This is a genomic window from Bacteroides sp. CACC 737, assembly GCF_013874375.1.
GTDB lineage: Bacteria > Bacteroidota > Bacteroidia > Bacteroidales > Bacteroidaceae > Bacteroides > Bacteroides uniformis.
On record NZ_CP059408.1, the window covers coordinates 387,336 to 405,493 of the forward strand.

An 18,158-nucleotide genomic window follows, 5' to 3' on the forward strand; every position below is an offset into this window, starting at 1 on the left:
ACGGAGGCTTCGTTCGTTTTGGCGGTCTCATAAACTTTTCGTATATTTGCGTCGAACTAATTTTATATCAACGTTTAAAGCAAATTGAAAGTATGAAGACTAAAGTTTTATTGGCTGCCGTTGCGGTAGCGTTTTCTTTCGCAGTGACATCTTGTGGCAACAAAAAGGCTGCAGATTCTAATGTAACTGAGGTGGATTCTTGCTGCGCAGCAAAAACAGAACAAGTGTGTGACTCTGCTAAGGCTTGCTGTGAGGGTGCTGACTCTGCTGCTTGTGACAGTGCGAAATGTGAGAAGGCTTGTGATAAAGCTGCTTGTGATAAGAAAGAAGATTGCAAGAAAGCTTGTGATAAAAAGTAATTCAAGACTTGTATTAAATTGTGCAATAGGAAAAGGCATACTGTAAAGTATGCCTTTTTTGTGATATATTTAAGTAATAGGTGAATGCTAACTTATAAAATGAAACTGTTTCTTTGAAAAAAGTAATGAATTTGTTTGTGTGATACGAAATAATATCTACCTTTGCAACGTCAAAACAAAAAAGAAGATGATTCAGAACTTTACATATATTCTACTGTGTGGTATTATTATTCTACTGGCAAAGTTTAGTGGAAGTGAGTGCTGTGCGTGAATATATATGTAAGATGCAATGATATATGAAGCCTTTCTCACTTCCAAGTGCGAAAGGCTTTTTTTATGGGACATAAATTAAATACAATAAAGCAATGAGTGACAAATTATTTATTTTCGACACAACGCTCCGCGATGGCGAGCAGGTTCCGGGATGCCAATTGAATACAGTGGAAAAGATTCAGGTAGCCAGACAACTGGAAGCCCTGGGGGTGGACGTGATTGAAGCCGGATTTCCGATTTCAAGTCCGGGAGATTTCAATTCGGTCATTGAGATATCAAAGGCTGTGACATGGCCCACCATCTGCGCCTTGACACGTGCCGTACAGAAAGATATTGATGTGGCAGCAGAGGCTTTGCAATTTGCCAAGCATAAACGTATCCATACTGGCATCGGTACATCTGACTCGCACATTAAATATAAATTCAATTCCAATCGCGAGGAAATAATAGAGCGTGCAGTGGCTGCCGTAAAGTATGCACGTAAGTATGTGGATGATGTAGAGTTCTATGCCGAAGATGCAGGCCGAACGGATAATGAATATTTGGCACGGGTGGTAGAAGCTGTTATCAAGGCAGGTGCTACTGTGGTGAATATTCCCGATACAACGGGGTATTGCTTGCCTGATGAGTATGGCGCGAAGATAAGATATCTGATGGAACATGTCAACGGTATTCATAATGCCATTATTTCTACTCATTGCCACAATGACTTGGGCATGGCTACTGCCAATACAATGGCTGGCGTGCTGAATGGTGCCCGCCAGGTGGAGGTAACCATCAATGGTATTGGTGAACGTGCCGGCAATACTTCTCTTGAGGAAGTGGCGATGATTATCAAATGTCACAAGGACATAGAAATCGAGACCAACATCAATACACAGAAGATTTATCCAACCAGCCGTATGGTGTCCAGCCTGATGAACATGCCGGTGCAGCCCAACAAGGCTATTGTAGGTCGCAATGCTTTTGCCCATTCGTCGGGTATTCACCAGGACGGTGTATTGAAGAATGTGCAGACGTACGAAATCATTGACCCGCATGATGTGGGTATTGATGATAATTCTATCGTATTGACAGCCCGTAGCGGACGTGCAGCCTTGAAGAATCGTTTGTCGATATTGGGAGTACAGCTGGATCAGGAGAAGCTGGACAAAGTGTATGAAGAGTTCTTGAAACTTGCCGATAAGAAGAAAGATATCAATGATGACGATATTCTGGTATTGGCAGGGGCAAATCGTACGCAGAACCACCGTATCAAACTGGAATATCTTCAGGTGACCAGTGGGGTGGGGGTTCGTTCGGTTGCCAGCTTGGGATTGAACATCTCCGGTGAGAAGTTTGAAGCCGCTGCCAGTGGAAACGGTCCGGTAGATGCCGCTATCAAGGCTTTGAAGAAGATTATCGACCGCCATATGACATTGAAGGAATTCACCATCCAGGCTATCAGCAAGGGTAGCGACGATATGGGTAAGGTACATATGCAGGTGGAATACGATAATCATATTTATTATGGGTTCGGTGCCAATACGGATATTATCGCGGCATCAGTGGAAGCGTACATCGACTGTATCAATAAGTTTAAGATGTGATTTTAATCGTAAATTGTAAATAGCTAAATTGTACATAAAGAGATGAATACATTATTTGATAAAATCTGGGATGCCCATGTGGTACAGAAAGTGGAAGACGGTCCCACACAGCTTTATATTGATCGGCTTTATTGTCATGAAGTAACCAGCCCGCAAGCCTTTTCAGGATTGCGCGAACGTGGAATCAAGTGTTTCCGTCCGGAAAAGATTTTCTGTATGCCCGACCATAACACGCCGACGCATGACCAGGACAAGCCGATTGAAGACCCGGTTTCAAAGACTCAGGTAGATACACTGGCCAAGAATGCGGAAGAGTTTGGATTGGTCCATTTCGGCATGATGGACAAGAAGAACGGAATTATCCATGTAGTAGGTCCGGAACGCGGGCTGACCCTGCCTGGCATGACCATTGTCTGCGGTGACTCGCATACTTCCACCCACGGGGCGATGGGAGCAGTGGCTTTCGGTATCGGTACGAGTGAGGTGGAAATGGTAATGGCCTCGCAATGTATCCTTCAGACCCGTCCTAAGACAATGCGCATCACTGTCGACGGCAAACTTGGCAAGGGAGTGACGGCAAAAGATGTAGCATTGTATATGATGTCGAAGATGACGACCAGCGGCGCTACGGGATATTTCGTGGAATATGCCGGAGAAGCTGTGCGTGGTCTGACTATGGAAGGCCGTCTGACCTTGTGCAATCTGAGTATAGAGATGGGTGCCCGCGGCGGTATGGTTGCTCCGGATGAGACCACTTTCGAGTATATTAAAGGACGCGAATATGCTCCGAAGGGTGAGGCATGGGACAAGGCATTGGCCTATTGGAAAACATTGAAGAGTGATGAGGATGCAGTGTTCGACAAGGAAGTCCGTTTTGCTGCCGAAGATATTGAACCGATGATTACATACGGTACCAACCCGGGCATGGGTATGGGTATCACACAACATATTCCTACTACCGAAGGCATGGGAGAAGCTGCCCGGACCTCTTTCATGAAGTCTATGAGCTATATGGGTTTCCAACCGGGAGAACCTTTGCTGGGTAAGAAGGTTGACTATGTGTTTTTGGGTGCCTGCACCAATGGGCGCATTGAGGATTTCCGTGCATTTGCCTCCATTGTGAAAGGTCGTCAGAAAGCCGGGAATGTAGTGGCATGGCTGGTTCCGGGCTCCTGGATGGTAGATGCACAGATTCGCGAAGAGGGACTGGACAAGATTTTGGAAGAGGCCGGTTTTGCCATTCGCCAACCGGGTTGCTCCGCTTGCCTGGCAATGAACGACGATAAGGTGCCTGCCGGAAAGTATGCAGTGTCTACCAGTAACCGTAATTTTGAAGGACGCCAGGGGCCGGGTTCCCGAACACTGCTTGCCAGCCCGCTTGTAGCTGCAGCAGCGGCAGTGACTGGAGTAATTACTGACCCGAGAACGCTGATTTGATGTACGATTGGACGATTTACGATTAAAATTACTTCGTAAATCAAACATCGTTCAACAAAGGTAAATCAAGAGTATTTTCAATCGTAAATTGTAAATCGTAAATACAAAGATGAAGACAAAATTTGATATAATAACCAGTACTTGTGTGCCTCTTCCATTAGAGAATGTGGATACAGACCAGATAATCCCTGCACGTTTTCTGAAAGCTACTACCCGTGAGGAAAAGTTCTTCGGAGATAATTTGTTCCGTGATTGGCGCTATCATCCGGACGGTTCTCTGAACAAGGACTTTGTTTTGAACAATCCCACTTACGGTGGACAGATTCTGGTGGCGGGAAAGAACTTCGGTTCCGGTTCCAGCCGTGAGCATGCTGCATGGGCCATTGCCGGTTACGGGTTCCGCGTGGTGGTATCGAGCTTCTTTGCCGATATACACAAGAACAATGAACTGAACAACTTTGTGCTTCCGGTGGTGGTAAGTGAGCCGTTCCTGAAAGAGTTATTCGACTCTATCTCTGCCAATCCGAAGATGGAAGTGGAAGTGAATCTGCCCGAACAGACCATCACCAACAAGGCTACGGGCAAGAGCGAACATTTTGAAATCAATGCCTACAAGAAACATTGCCTGATGAATGGCTTGGATGACATCGATTTTCTGGTTGAGAATAAAGATAAGATAGAAGCTTGGGAGAATAAAAATGAAGCATAATCATCCGAAGATAGAAATCATGGACACTACGCTCCGCGACGGTGAACAGACCAGCGGAGTCTCCTTTGTGCCCCATGAGAAGCTGATGATTGCCCGTTTGTTGCTGGAGGAATTGAAGGTAGACCGGGTAGAGGTGGCTTCTGCGCGGGTATCCGAAGGAGAGTTTGATGCCGTAAAAATGATTTGTGACTGGGCGGCACGCCGTAATCAGTTGCCAAGAGTAGAAGTACTTGGCTTTGTAGATGGCCACACGTCGGTGGACTGGATACATGCGACCGGTTGCCGTGTCATCAATCTGCTGTGCAAAGGCTCGCTGAAGCATTGCACCTACCAGTTGAAGAAGACTCCCGAAGAGCATATCGAGGATATTCTGTCCGTAGTGGATTACGCTAACGAGCAGGATATGGTAGTGAATGTCTATCTGGAAGACTGGAGCAACGGCATGAAAGATTCTCCGGAATATGTGTTCCGTCTGATGGACGCCTTGGAGCAGACCAATATCCGCCGTTACATGTTACCTGACACATTGGGCGTATTGAACCCGCTACAAGTCATCGAGTTCATGCGCAAGATGGTGAAACGCTATCCGCATGCCCATTTCGACTTCCATGCCCACAATGACTATGACCTTGCCGTGAGCAATGTGCTTGCCGCCGTACTTAGCGGTTGTAAGGGACTGCATACTACCATCAACGGCCTGGGCGAACGTGCCGGCAATGCTCCGCTTGCCAGTGTGCAGGCTATCCTGAAAGACCACTTCAATGCCATTACCAACATTGACGAAAGCCGCCTGAACGATGTAAGCCGTGTGGTGGAGTCCTACTCGGGTATCGTAATCCCTGCCAATAAACCGATTGTGGGCGAGAATGTATTTACCCAAGTGGCAGGCGTCCATGCCGACGGTGACAATAAAAGTAACCTCTACTGCAACGACCTTCTGCCCGAACGCTTTGGCCGCAAGCGAGAGTATGCCCTGGGCAAGAACAGCGGTAAAGCCAATATCCGGAAGAATTTGGAGGACTTGGGATTACAACTGGATGAAGATGCCATGCGCAAAGTGACCGAACGCATCATTGAGCTGGGCGACAAGAAGGAACTGGTGACGCAAGAAGACCTGCCCTATATTGTTTCGGACGTACTGAAGCACGGAATGGCAGAAGAACGCGTCAGCCTTAAGAGCTATATTGTGAATCTGGCGTATGGATTGAAGCCGATGGCTACGTTGAAGATAGAAATCAACGGAAAGGAATATGAGGAAAGTTCCAGTGGAGATGGCCAGTATGATGCTTTTGTGCGCGCCTTGCGCAAGATATATAAAGTGACACTGGGCCGTAAGTTCCCGATGCTGACGAACTATGCCGTGACCATTCCTCCCGGCGGGCGTACCGATGCCTTTGTGCAGACGGTTATTACCTGGAGTTTTGAAGATACGATATTCCGTACACGCGGATTGGACGCAGACCAGACGGAAGCGGCCATCAAGGCGACGGTGAAGATGTTGAATATCATAGAAGACGAATACGAATCATAAAAAATGGATCTTATGGAGAAAAAGAAATCGTTTTTTGAGAGGCGTCCTTATGTATGCTATGCGTTGTATGCAGGCTTGCTTTTTGCTTTCAACCTCTTTCTGCGTTGGTGGAGCGGCGAGTTGGATGCGGACGAGTATCTTATGTCAGCCATCAATACCCTTATATTGACAGCTGGTTTTGTGTGGGGTGACCGGTATCGCCGCAAGAATCTTGCAAACAAAAAGAAGATAGATGAACTTTTAAATAATAAATAAAACAATGGATTTTAAAATTGCAGTGTTGGCCGGTGACGGTATCGGCCCCGAAATCTCTACCGTAGGCGTGGATGTGATGACTGCCGTGTGTGAGAAGTTCGGACATAAAGTGAACTATGAATATGCCATCTGCGGTGCAGACGCGATAGACAAGGTGGGTGACCCGTTTCCCGAAGCCACTTATGAGGCTTGTAAAAATGCGGATGCTGTATTGTTCTCTGCCGTAGGTGACCCGAAATTCGACAATGACCCTACTGCCAAAGTGCGTCCCGAGCAGGGCTTGCTGGCTATGCGCAAGAAACTGGGACTGTTTGCCAACATCCGTCCCGTACAGACCTTCAAATGTCTGCTCCATAAGTCTCCCCTTCGTGCGGAACTGGTGGATGGTGCCGATTTCCTTTGTATCCGCGAACTGACCGGTGGCATGTACTTCGGTGAGAAATACCAGGACAATGACAAGGCGTATGATACGAACATGTATACCCGTCCTGAGATTGAACGTATCCTGAAAGTCGGATTTGAATATGCCATGAAACGTAACAAACATCTTACGGTGGTGGATAAAGCCAACGTGCTTGCCTCTTCCCGCCTTTGGAGACAGATTGCCCAGGAAATGGCACCGCAATATCCCGAAGTGACAACCGACTATATGTTTGTGGACAACGCCGCTATGAAGATGATTCAAGAGCCGAAGTTCTTTGACGTAATGGTTACGGAAAATACGTTTGGCGATATTTTGACGGACGAGGGTTCCTGCATCAGTGGCTCTATGGGATTGCTGCCTTCTGCTTCTACGGGAGAGAGCACGCCGGTATTCGAGCCTATTCATGGCTCCTGGCCGCAAGCGAAAGGTTTGAATATAGCCAATCCGCTGGCGCAAATTTTGTCTGTAGCCATGCTTTTCGAATACTTCGACCTGAAAGAGGAAGGGGCGTTGATTCGCAAGGCAGTGGATGCTTCACTCGATGCGAATGTACGTACACCGGAGATTCAAGTAGAAGGTGGAGACAAATACGGTACCAAGGAAGTGGGCGCTTGGATTGTAGACTATCTTAAGAAGTCTTGATGCCAGTATCCCATTACTGTTCTGTCCATCAGTAACTTCCCACTGTAAAGTTCTGCAAAAAGCATGCACCATCTTTGCAGTGGGAAGTCGCTGATTGTCAGATATGGTTCTTCCTTCCCATTTTTCCTTCTTCAATCGTTTCATATCCTTTCATCCTCTTTATTCGTGTTAAGCTTTGGTAGATGGCAGCATAATCTTTCCTTTCCCGCACGGTTTATTTCTTGGAATTTGCATATCTTTGTCAGCATATCCATGCACCGCAAGTATGTGCGGGAAGAATGTATTAGACAATAAGATTATGGCGAAAATTGCAAAGAACCTGACGGAGTTGATTGGGCATACTCCTTTGATGGAATTGGCTGAATACAGCCGTAAATACGGATTGAAAAGAAACGTAGTGGCAAAACTGGAATCTTTTAATCCGGCGGGAAGCGTGAAGGACCGTGTGGCATTTGCCATGATTGAGGATGCCGAGGCACGTGGGGCTTTGAAACCCGGAGCTACGATTATTGAACCTACCAGTGGCAATACCGGCGTGGGACTGGCGATGGTGGCAACCATCAAGGGATACCATTTGATATTGACCATGCCGGAGACCATGAGTGTGGAACGCCGTAATCTGTTGAAAGCCTTGGGCGCGGAGATTGTACTGACCGACGGGCTGGCAGGTATGTCCGGCTCCATTGCCAAAGCGAAAGAACTGCGGGATGCGATACCCGGTGCGGTTATTCTGCAACAGTTTGAGAATCCCTCCAATGCCAAGGCTCATGAACATACTACGGGGGAAGAAATCTGGACGGACACGGATGGCAAAGTTACTGTTTTTGTTGCCGGTGTGGGCACGGGCGGCACGGTCTGTGGAGTGGCGCGTGCCTTGAAGAAACACAATCCGGATGTCTATGTTGTGGCTGTAGAACCTGCCTCCTCTCCGGTCCTGGAAGGAGGGGAAGACGCACCGCACCGCATCCAGGGGATTGGAGCCAATTTTATTCCTTCCATTTATGATGCTTCTGTAGTAGACGAGGTTATTCCGGTACCCGATGACGAGGCCATTCGTGGAGGACGGGAGCTGGCTTCTACGGAAGGCTTGCTGGCCGGCATCTCATCCGGTGCAGCGGTATATGCGGCACGGTTGCTGGCCGAACGCCCTGAATTTGCGGATAAAATGATTGTTGCCCTACTGCCCGATACGGGGGAACGCTATTTGTCAACAGAACTGTTTGCTTTCGATACCTATCCTTTGGAATAAATACTGAACGATTATATGAAGAAATTTATTTTTTCTTTCCTTTTGTGTGGAGCCACGATGTTTTCTGCCTTTTCACAAACCTATCAAGAACTGAGCGAACGTGCGGTTGCAGCCACGGAGCAGGATAGCTTGTCATTGGCCGAAAAATACATTGAACAAGCTTTGAAAATGGAGCCTGCCAACCCTCATAACGCTATGCTGTTCTCCAACTTGGGAACGATACAGCGTCGGCAACACCGGTATGAGCAGGCCCTTGACTCGTATACTCTGGCATTGAACATTGCTCCGCGTGCCATACCTGCCCTGATGAACCGTGCCGCTCTTTATCTTGAGTTGGGGAAGGATGATTTGGCCCGGATAGACTATTCTTTGGTGCTGGATATAGAGAGCGATAATCAGGAAGCCTTGCTAATGCGCGCCTATATCTATATGCGGCAGCGCAACTATAATTTTGCAAAGTCTGATTATGAACGTCTGCTGAAACTTGCCCCCCGGAGTTACAATGGCCGTCTGGGGTTGGCTACACTGGAGCAGAAGGAGGGCAAATATGAAGCGGCGCTTTCGATATTGAATGCCATGATTGCAGAAAAAGGAGGAGAATCTATCCGGCTGACTACCCAGCAATATGCCGTGCTTTACGTGGCACGTGCGGGTGTGGAGCAGGATATGAAACATGTAGACCTGGCCATGATGGACTTGGAAGAAGCTATTAAGCTGGATCCTTCACAGACGGAAGCCTACTTGATACGGGGACAAATTTATCTTTCCCAAAAGAAAAAGGAGTTGGCAAAACGTGACTTCGAAAAAGCCATTTCGCTTGGCGTACCGCAAGGTGACCTCAGGGAATTGTTGTTGCAGTGTAAATAATATTCAACTATATTTCCGTATCAGCTCCACAAACTCTTTTCCGTATTTCTTCTTCTTATATTCACCGATACCGCTGATATTACCAAAATCTTCTATGGTGGTGGGGCGGGAGGTGCTTAGCAGGTGGAGTACTTTGTCAGACAGTACGATATAGGCAGGGAGTGCTTCCTGGTCGGCAAGGCGTTTGCGGAGAGTGCGGAGAGCCTCGAAAAGTTCCCCACTTTCTGTATTGGGCAATCCCAATGGCAATTCTTTGGTTGGAACTGTAGCCTTGCGTTTACGGCCTCTTGTAGTTTGTACAGCTTCCTCGCGGCGGATGGTGACAAGCAGGGCGCGTGCTCTGCCAAACAAGATATCTGTTCCGCTTTGAGTAATTTTCAGATGGTTGTTTTCATTGTAGGCTATTTCGAAATAGCCGAGTTGCAACATTTGCAGCAGGTAGTCATGCCAATCTCTGGCGGGTACTTCACGCCCGACTCCAAAGGTCTTAAGACGATGGTATCCTCTTTCTGTAACTTCAGAACTCATGTTTCCTCGGAGGATGTCCACTAAAATACCGGTCCCTATCTGCTGCTCGGAACGCGCGATTGCACTAAGTGCCTTTTGTACGATTATTGTACCATCGAAACGCTCGGGAGGATTTTTGCATACATCACAGTTTCCACAGTCGCAAGTCGTATTTTCACCGAAATAGCTTAACAGAATGCGGCGGCGGCAGATATCTGCTTCCGCATATTGCTGCATGCGTTGCAGTTTTTCCAGGTTGATGCTTTGCTGTCCACTGTCCGTTGCGAATTTAGTGAGCAGAATGAGGTCGGCCAGTGAATAGAACAAAAGGGTGTCACTGGGCATTCCGTCCCGTCCGGCACGTCCTATTTCCTGATAGAAACTTTCAATGCTTTTGGGCAAATTGTAATGAATTACCCAGCGTACATTGCTTTTGTCAATTCCCATTCCAAAGGCGATGGTGGCGCATACCACTTGCACGCGGTCATTGATGAAGTCGTCTTGCGCTTCATCTCTTCGTGCCGGTGACAGTCCTGCATGATAGACCGCTGATTTTATCCCTTGTTTTTGAAGCATTTGTGCCACTGTTTCAGTCTTGCTGCGGCTCATGCAATAAATAATGCCGCTCTCTCCCGGATGGCGGGCAATGAAGTCGAGGATGGCTTTGCTTTTTTCCTTCTGCTGGTAACCTCTTTTTACGGTGAGGCTCAGGTTGGGACGGTCGAAAGATGAAATGAAAACCCTGGGTTGGTTGAGGCGTAGCTGTTTAATAATATCTTCACGGGTTATTTTGTCGGCTGTGGCAGTAAGTGCAATGATGGGAACCTGGGGAAACTGTTGGTGAAGGATGCCCATCTGTGTATATTCCGGACGGAAATCGTGTCCCCATTGTGAGATGCAGTGAGCTTCATCAATGGCGAAAAGGGAAATATGCATATCTCTTAACAGATAGTTGGCTTCCGTCAATAATTTTTCAGGAGAAATATATAGTAGTTTCAGCTTGCCTTCCATGCATGCACGTCGTAGGGAAGCATTCTCTGTTTCATCGTTATTGCTGTTCAGTGCACCGGCCGCGATGCCGTTTGCACAGAGCGTTTCCACTTGGTCCTTCATCAAGGAAATGAGCGGAGAAACCACTACCGCCGTGCCTTCACTCAATAAGGCGGGAAGTTGATAGCAGATGGATTTTCCGCCTCCCGTCGGCATCAGTACCAATGCGTCTTTACGGTCCATCAGATGGCGTATGATGTCTTCTTGTAAGGGGCGGAAACTGTCGTAACCGAAATATGTCTTGAGCGTTTGTAGCATAATCTGGCAGTATGGATTTCTTCCGACAAAGGTACACTAATTATTGCATATACTACAAATGGAAAGTCATCAAGATTTAGTATCATATGAGTTTCCGCAAAAGGTTAAAGTTTCTTATTAATGGCTGAATTGAGCTACTTTTCAACCTTTTTCGTTGTTTATTTATCAAAAATATATACGGGAAAAGTTGTGTATTAAAAAAAAATGTCTGACTTTTGTAAAGTCTAAAGGGCTAACCCTTTGGCTTTTCCGATTTTAAACAACCCTAACCAGTTAATTCAATGAGTGATTTAGAAAACAATGCCCAGGAAAAAGGAACGAAGAAACGTCCTTACAACCTGCGCGAAAAGAAAGAAAAGAATGCTGCCTACCGTTCTTTGATAAGGCCGGAATTGGCAGATGAGTTGTATGACAAGATATTGAATATCGTTGTTGTACAAAAGAAGTATAGAGATGCTGATTATTCCGCTAAGGATTTGGCGAAAGAATTGCAGACCAATACCCGCTATTTATCTGCAGTGGTGAATTCACGCTTCGGCATGAACTACTCTTGCCTGCTGAATGAATATAGAGTAAAAGAAGCGCAGCATTTGTTGACAGACAAAAGATATGCTGACAAGAATGTAGAGGAAATCAGTACGATGGTAGGCTTTGCAAACCGTCAGTCTTTTTATGCTGCTTTTTATAAAAATGTAGGTGAGACTCCTAATGGATATCGTAAAAGACACGCTGAAAAAGAGGCTAAGAAGAAATAATTCTGTATGATTGAATGAATAAAAAGGAAATATTTCGGAACAGTTGTTTCGGGATACTTCCTTTTCTTCTTTTTTAATACCAATCCATATATTCCCGACACATGAAGAAACAACTGATTTCTATGGTGACTGCCCTTTCTCTATTGACGGCTTGTGGCGGAAATCCGAAAACAACTGCTGAGGCAGAAAAATTTGACTATACAGTGGAACAATTTGCAGATTTACAGATTTTACGTTACCGTGTACCAGGTTTTGAGGATTTGTCCCTCAAACAAAAAGAATTGGTTTATTATTTGACGGAAGCGGCTTTGCAGGGTAGAGACATTCTTTTCGATCAGAATGGCAAGTACAACCTGACGATTCGCCGGATGTTGGAGGCTGTCTATACCGGCTATAATGGAGATAAGAACACTCCTGATTTCAAGGCTATGGAAGTGTACCTCAAGCGGGTATGGTTCTCCAATGGCATTCATCATCACTATGGCAGCGAAAAGTTCGTTCCGGGATTTACTCCCGAATTCTTCAGGCAGGCTGTACAGAGTGTGGATGCAGCTACGTTGCCGCTTGCCGAAGGACAGACTGTGGAACAACTATGCGAGGAAGTATTCCCCGTTATTTTTGACCCTAAAGTGATGCCCAAGCGGGTGAATCAAGCTGCCGGTGAAGATTTGGTATTGACTTCCGCATGCAATTATTATGATGGCGTGACGCAGCAAGAAGCCGAAGACTTTTATAATGCCTTGAAGAATCCGCAGGATGAAACTCCCGTTTCCTATGGTTTGAACAGCCGTTTGGTGAAAGAGGATGGCAAGATTCAGGAGAAAGTATGGAAAGTGGGTGGTTTGTATGGACAGGCACTTGAAAAGATTGTCTATTGGCTGAAGAAGGCGGAAGGAGTTGCCGAGACTCCCGAGCAGAAGGCGGTGATAGCCAAACTGATGGATTTCTATGAAACCGGCGATTTGAAGACATTCGATGAATATGCCATTTTGTGGGTGAAGGATTTGAACTCACGCATTGACTTTGTGAACGGTTTTACCGAAAGTTATGGTGACCCGCTCGGCATGAAGGCAAGCTGGGAATCTCTGGTGAATTTTAAAGATTTGGAAGCTACCCGGCGTACAGAGTTGATAAGCGGCAATGCACAGTGGTTTGAGGACCATTCACCGGTAGACGGACAATTCAAGAAGGAAAAAGTGAAAGGGGTGTCTGCCAAGGTAATCACGGCGGCTATTCTGGCCGGTGACTTGTATCCTGCAACAGCTATCGGCATCAACCTGCCCAATGCGAACTGGATACGTAGCCAGCATGGTTCGAAATCCGTTACAATCGGTAACATTACAGATGCTTATAACAAGGCTGCTCATGGCAACGGATTCAATGAGGAGTTTGTGTACAGTGATGCAGAGCTTCAACTGATTGATAAGTACGCAGATGTGACAGATGAACTGCATACTGACCTGCATGAATGTTTGGGACATGGTTCCGGCAAATTGCTTCCGGGTGTGGACCCGGATGCGTTGAAGGCGTATGGCTCTACTATTGAAGAGGCACGCGCCGACTTGTTCGGACTCTACTACGTGGCCGATCCGAAGCTGGTGGAACTGGGGCTTACTCCAAGTGCGGATGCTTATAAGGCTCAATACTACACCTATCTGATGAATGGTTTGATGACACAGCTTGTACGTATCGAACCGGGCAACAATGTAGAAGAAGCCCATATGCGTAACCGCCAGCTCATAGCGCGCTGGGTGTATGAAAATGGTGCGGCGGAGAAGGTTGTGGAATTGGTAAAGAAGGATGGGAAGACGTACGTCGTGATAAACGATTATGAGAAAGTGCGTGACTTGTTTGGCCGGTTGCTTGCCGAGATACAGCGTATCAAGTCCACCGGTGACTATGCCGGTGCCCATGATTTGGTGGAAGCCTATGCCGTGAAAGTCGATCCCGCTTTGCATGCCGAAGTGCTGGAACGCTACAAGAAGCTGAATCTTGCGCCGTATAAGGGTTTCGTCAATCCGAAATATGAGGCGGTGACGGATGCCAACGGTACTATAACAGATGTGACAGTGACTTATGATGAAGGTTATGCGGAACAGATGTTGCGTTATAGCAAAGACTATTCTACATTGCCTTCTGTCAATAAATGATGAACTATGATAGATACTAAAGAGCAGCTGCATCAGCGGCTGAAAGATATAAAGACACAGCTCCGTCTCTCAATGAACGGGGCTGTGTCCCAAAGTATGCGTGAAAAAGGGCTGGTATATAAGCTGAACTTTGGCGTGGAGCTGCCCCGTATCAAGGGTATTGCTGCCGGTTACGAGAAGGACCACTCTCTGGCTCAGGCTTTGTGGAAAGAAGATATCAGAGAGTGCAAAATATTGGCGGGACTTTTACAGCCAGTAGAGAGTTTCCTGCCCGAGATAGCCGATATCTGGGTGGAAGATATCCGTAATATCGAGATTGCAGAACTTACTAGTATGAATTTATTCCAACATCTTCCTTATGCGCCTGCCAAGTCCTTCCATTGGATTGCAAGCGAGGACGAATACACGCAGGTTTGCGGCTTCCTCACCATAGCCCGTCTATTGATGAAGAAAGGGGATATGAGTGAACGGGTTGAAAATGAGTTCCTCGACCAGGCAATAACGGCTTTTTTGTCGGGCTCCTATCATGTGCGCAATGCAGCCATGACCGCTATCCGCTGCTTTATGCAGCAAAATGAGGAAAATTCTTTTCAAGTTTGCCGCAGGGTGGAGGGTATGGACAATTCTTCTTCTGATGTAGAACAATTACTATACAATCTTGTAAAAGAGGAGGTTTGTTAGATTAGTTTTATGGTTATAGAGACTGATGCGGTAAGGGAATATTTCCCTTATCGCAATTTTTATCTCTTTCTCGTTTGCTTTCCACAAAAAAGGATTAACTTTGTTGGCTGTAAAACTGCGCCGTCAAATGGAAAGTCAGAATGTGAAAGATACAGTTAGGCAGATATTCACTGAATATCTGAATGCGAACGGGCATCGGAAGACTCCCGAACGTTATGCCATACTTGACACCATTTACTCCATAGACGGTCATTTTGATATCGACACGCTCTATTCACTGATGGCCGACCAGGAGAATTTCCGCGTCAGCCGTGCAACGCTTTACAATACCATCATTTTGCTTATAAATGCTCGTCTGGTCATCAAGCATCAGTTCGGCAACTCTTCCCAATACGAAAAATCTTATAATCGTGATACACACCATCACCAGATATGCACCCAGTGCGGAAAGGTAACTGAGTTTCAGAACGAGGAGTTGCAGCATGCCATTGAGAATACCAAGCTGAGCCGTTTTAATCTTACGCACTATTCCTTATATATGTATGGGTTGTGCAGCAAGTGTGACCGGGCCAATAAACGGAAGAAAAAGAATAATAACCATAAAAAAGAAAAATGAAAGTAGACGTATTATTAGGATTACAATGGGGCGACGAAGGCAAAGGCAAAGTCGTTGATGTGTTAACTCCGAGATACGATGTCGTAGCTCGTTTCCAGGGCGGACCGAATGCCGGACATACACTCGAGTTTGAAGGGCAGAAGTATGTGCTCCGTTCCATTCCGTCTGGAATATTCCAGGGGGACAAGGTGAATATCATTGGTAACGGTGTAGTGCTTGACCCGGCTCTCTTCAAAGCGGAAGCCGAATCTTTGGAAGCGTCTGGCCATAACTTGAAGGAACGCTTGCACATTTCCAAGAAAGCACACCTCATTCTGCCGACTCACCGCATACTGGATGCTGCATACGAAGCAGCCAAAGGCGATGCAAAGGTAGGAACGACCGGAAAAGGCATCGGACCGACTTATACGGATAAAATCAGCCGTAACGGTGTGCGCGTAGGCGACATTCTGCATGACTTTGACAAGAAGTATGCAGCGGCCAAGGCCCGTCATGAACAGATATTGAAGAGCCTGAACTATGAGTATGATCTTGCAGAAATGGAGAAGGCATGGTTCGAAGGTATCGAATACTTGAAACAATTCCAGTTGGTGGACAGTGAACACGAGATGAACAATCTGTTGGCTGTCGGCAAGTCTGTATTGTGCGAAGGCGCGCAGGGGACAATGCTGGACATTGATTTCGGTTCTTATCCGTTTGTCACTTCTTCCAATACGGTCTGTGCGGGTGCTTGTACCGGTCTGGGTATTGCTCCCAACAAGATTGGTGAGGTATATGGTATTTTCAAGGCCTATTGTACGCGCGTAGGTGCCGGTCCGTTCCCGACGGAATTATTCGACAAGACCGGTGACCAGATTTGCACGCTGGGGCATGAGTTCGGGTCTGTGACTGGACGTAAGCGCCGTTGTGGTTGGATTGACTTGGTGGCATTGAAATACGCCATTATGGTAGACGGGGTTACCAAACTGATTATGATGAAGAGCGATGTGCTCGATTCTTTTGAAACCATTAAGGCTTGTGTAGCTTACAAGATGGATGGGGAAGAGATTGATTACTTCCCGTTCGATATCAACGAGACTATTGAACCGGTTTATGTAGAGCTACCCGGTTGGCAGACGGATATGACCAAGATGCAGAGTGAAGATGAGTTCCCGGAAGAATTCAATGCATATTTGTCATTCCTGGAAGAACAGCTTGGTGTGCCCATCAAGATTGTTTCCTTGGGACCGGACCGTGAGCAGACCATCGAACGATATACAGAGGAATAATAAAACAAACAGATAACCTTAGGCACGGATTACACGGATTTCGCGGCTTCATCTGAAGAACCGTGGGTGTCCGGATAATCCGTGCCTTTTTTATTTATTGCCATGAAAACACGTCTTTTGTCTTTTTTACTGCTATTGCTCCTTGTGCCCTCCGCACAGTCGCAGACTTATCAGCCGACGGAGGAAAATCTGAAATCCCGTCAGGAGTTTCGTGACAACCGATTCGGTATCTTCCTGCATTGGGGGATATACAGCATGCTGGCTACTGGAGAATGGACCATGACGAACAAGAACCTTAATTATAAGGAGTATGCCAAACTGGCGGGAGGCTTCTATCCTGCCAAGTTCGATGCCGCCAGATGGGTGTCAGCCATCAAAGCGTCCGGGGCAAAGTATATCTGCTTCACGTCCCGGCATCACGATGGCTTTTCCATGTTCCACACACGCTTTTCCGATTACAATATTGTGGATGCCACCCCTTTTAAGCGGGATATTCTGAAAGAATTGGCAGACGAGTGCCACAAGCAAGGTATCCGTCTGCATCTCTACTATTCGCACATTGACTGGTATCGCGAAGATGCTCCGTGGGGACGCACCGGACGTGGAACGGGACGGCCGAATCCGAAGGGCGACTGGAACAGCTACTATAAATTCATGAACAACCAGCTGACCGAGTTGCTCACTAATTATGGAAAAATAGGTGCCATCTGGTTTGATGGCTGGTGGGACCAGGACCAGAATCCGGATTTCGATTGGCAACTGCCCGGGCAATATGCCATGATACACCGCCTGCAACCGGCTTGCCTGGTTGGGAACAACCATCATCAAGCACCGTTTGTCGGCGAGGACATCCAGATATTCGAGCGCGATCTGCCGGGAGAGAACCGTGCCGGCCTTTCCGGGCAGGATATCAGCGCCTTGCCCCTTGAAACCTGCGAGACGATGAATGGAATGTGGGGATATAAGATTACGGACCAGGATTATAAATCCACCAAAACGCTGATACATTACCTGGTGAAGGCTGCGGGTAAAGATGCCAATCTGCTGATGAATATCGGTCCTCAGCCGGACGGTGAGCTGCCTGCTGTTGCATTGGAGCGTCTGGCAGAAGTAGGGGAATGGATGAAGGTATACGGTGAAACCATCTACGGAACCCGTGGCGGCTGCATTGCTCCGCATCCTTGGGGAGTCACTACACAAAGAGAAAATAAATTATACGTGCATATTCTCGAATTGCAGGATAAGGCTCTCTTCCTGCCGTTGGAAGGCAAGAAAGTGAGGAAGGCAGTGGGGTATGCCGACCGTCTTCCAGTGAAGTTCCGTAAGTGTGAAGGAGGGGTGATGCTTTACTTGCCGGAGGTTCCGACGGATATCGATAAAGTGATAGAGGTGGAGATTGAAAAATAAATTATAAATCAGAAATCTTTAATTCTTCCTAAAAGATAAAGGAAACGCTGGCATTGCTCACCGTTTCCTTTTATTTTTGGCAGACTATTTGTTATACAATAAGAAACGACTGATTTATTCACAATTTAAAG

General features: G+C 46.8%; 16 protein-coding genes. 15 read left to right on the top strand and 1 reads right to left on the bottom strand.

Annotated elements, in window-relative coordinates:
• The first annotated feature begins 92 nt into the window (after nt 1-92).
• The 9 genes from H1A11_RS01750 to H1A11_RS01790 all read left to right on the top strand — a co-directional run bounded on the left by H1A11_RS01750 (nt 93) and on the right by H1A11_RS01790 (nt 9,335).
• Nucleotides 93-359: a hypothetical protein gene (locus tag H1A11_RS01750; RefSeq protein WP_117966787.1), complete on the top strand. Its 267-nt coding sequence runs from the start codon at nt 93-95 to the stop codon at nt 357-359.
• 365 nt (nt 360-724) lie between these two features.
• Nucleotides 725-2,221 (top strand): 2-isopropylmalate synthase, encoded by a 1,497-nt coding sequence (locus H1A11_RS01755; protein ID WP_005835565.1) that lies wholly within the window; start codon nt 725-727, stop codon nt 2,219-2,221.
• Between the two features lie 42 nt (nt 2,222-2,263).
• Entirely contained in the window at nt 2,264-3,658 is a 1,395-nt protein-coding gene (gene leuC, locus H1A11_RS01760) for a 3-isopropylmalate dehydratase large subunit (protein ID WP_131225908.1), read from the top strand.
• Nucleotides 3,659-3,767: 109 nt separating this feature from the next.
• A complete protein-coding gene (gene leuD / locus H1A11_RS01765; protein ID WP_117601589.1) occupies nt 3,768-4,367 on the top strand; it encodes a 3-isopropylmalate dehydratase small subunit in 600 nt (199 codons plus the stop codon).
• Nucleotides 4,357-5,898 carry an alpha-isopropylmalate synthase regulatory domain-containing protein gene (locus tag H1A11_RS01770; protein WP_131225910.1) on the top strand — a complete coding sequence of 514 codons (1,542 nt, stop codon included), beginning with the start codon at nt 4,357-4,359 and terminating at the stop codon, nt 5,896-5,898. The genes leuD and H1A11_RS01770 overlap by 11 nt, the downstream gene beginning before the upstream one ends.
• A 12-nt stretch (nt 5,899-5,910) precedes the next feature.
• Nucleotides 5,911-6,153 (top strand): hypothetical protein, encoded by a 243-nt coding sequence (locus H1A11_RS01775; protein ID WP_025834589.1) that lies wholly within the window; start codon nt 5,911-5,913, stop codon nt 6,151-6,153.
• Between the two features lie 4 nt (nt 6,154-6,157).
• Nucleotides 6,158-7,219 (top strand): 3-isopropylmalate dehydrogenase, encoded by a 1,062-nt coding sequence (leuB, locus tag H1A11_RS01780; RefSeq protein ID WP_117966782.1) that lies wholly within the window; start codon nt 6,158-6,160, stop codon nt 7,217-7,219.
• Between the two features lie 298 nt (nt 7,220-7,517).
• Nucleotides 7,518-8,468 (top strand): cysteine synthase A, encoded by a 951-nt coding sequence (gene cysK / locus H1A11_RS01785; RefSeq protein WP_131225911.1) that lies wholly within the window; start codon nt 7,518-7,520, stop codon nt 8,466-8,468.
• 15 nt (nt 8,469-8,483) lie between these two features.
• A complete protein-coding gene (locus H1A11_RS01790) occupies nt 8,484-9,335 on the top strand; it encodes a lipopolysaccharide assembly protein LapB (RefSeq protein ID WP_131225913.1) in 852 nt (283 codons plus the stop codon).
• A gap of 3 nt (nt 9,336-9,338) precedes the next feature.
• On the opposite strand, the gene recQ is transcribed toward H1A11_RS01790, so the two are convergent.
• The gene (gene recQ / locus H1A11_RS01795) at nt 9,339-11,150 is read right to left on the bottom strand and encodes a DNA helicase RecQ (protein WP_131225915.1); all 1,812 of its coding nucleotides are present in this window, start codon (nt 11,148-11,150) and stop codon (nt 9,339-9,341) included.
• Nucleotides 11,151-11,431: 281 nt separating this feature from the next.
• Between recQ and H1A11_RS01800 the strand changes: the two genes are divergently transcribed.
• From H1A11_RS01800 to H1A11_RS01825, 6 genes are all read left to right on the top strand, one after another.
• Complete coding sequence (locus tag H1A11_RS01800; protein ID WP_117601585.1) at nt 11,432-11,905, top strand: AraC family transcriptional regulator; 474 nt, start codon at nt 11,432-11,434, stop codon at nt 11,903-11,905.
• A gap of 101 nt (nt 11,906-12,006) precedes the next feature.
• Nucleotides 12,007-14,055 (top strand): dihydrofolate reductase, encoded by a 2,049-nt coding sequence (locus tag H1A11_RS01805; RefSeq protein WP_117601584.1) that lies wholly within the window; start codon nt 12,007-12,009, stop codon nt 14,053-14,055.
• 6 nt (nt 14,056-14,061) lie between these two features.
• The gene (locus tag H1A11_RS01810; RefSeq protein ID WP_174646253.1) at nt 14,062-14,736 is read left to right on the top strand and encodes a DNA alkylation repair protein; all 675 of its coding nucleotides are present in this window, start codon (nt 14,062-14,064) and stop codon (nt 14,734-14,736) included.
• A 127-nt stretch (nt 14,737-14,863) separates the two neighbouring features.
• Entirely contained in the window at nt 14,864-15,352 is a 489-nt protein-coding gene (locus H1A11_RS01815; protein WP_005835580.1) for a Fur family transcriptional regulator, read from the top strand.
• Complete coding sequence (locus H1A11_RS01820) at nt 15,349-16,620, top strand: adenylosuccinate synthase (RefSeq protein ID WP_174646252.1); 1,272 nt, start codon at nt 15,349-15,351, stop codon at nt 16,618-16,620. Before H1A11_RS01815 ends, H1A11_RS01820 begins: the two co-directional genes overlap by 4 nt.
• Nucleotides 16,621-16,722: 102 nt before the next feature.
• A complete protein-coding gene (locus H1A11_RS01825) occupies nt 16,723-18,027 on the top strand; it encodes an alpha-L-fucosidase (protein WP_117974543.1) in 1,305 nt (434 codons plus the stop codon).
• Nucleotides 18,028-18,158: the final 131 nt, after the last annotated feature.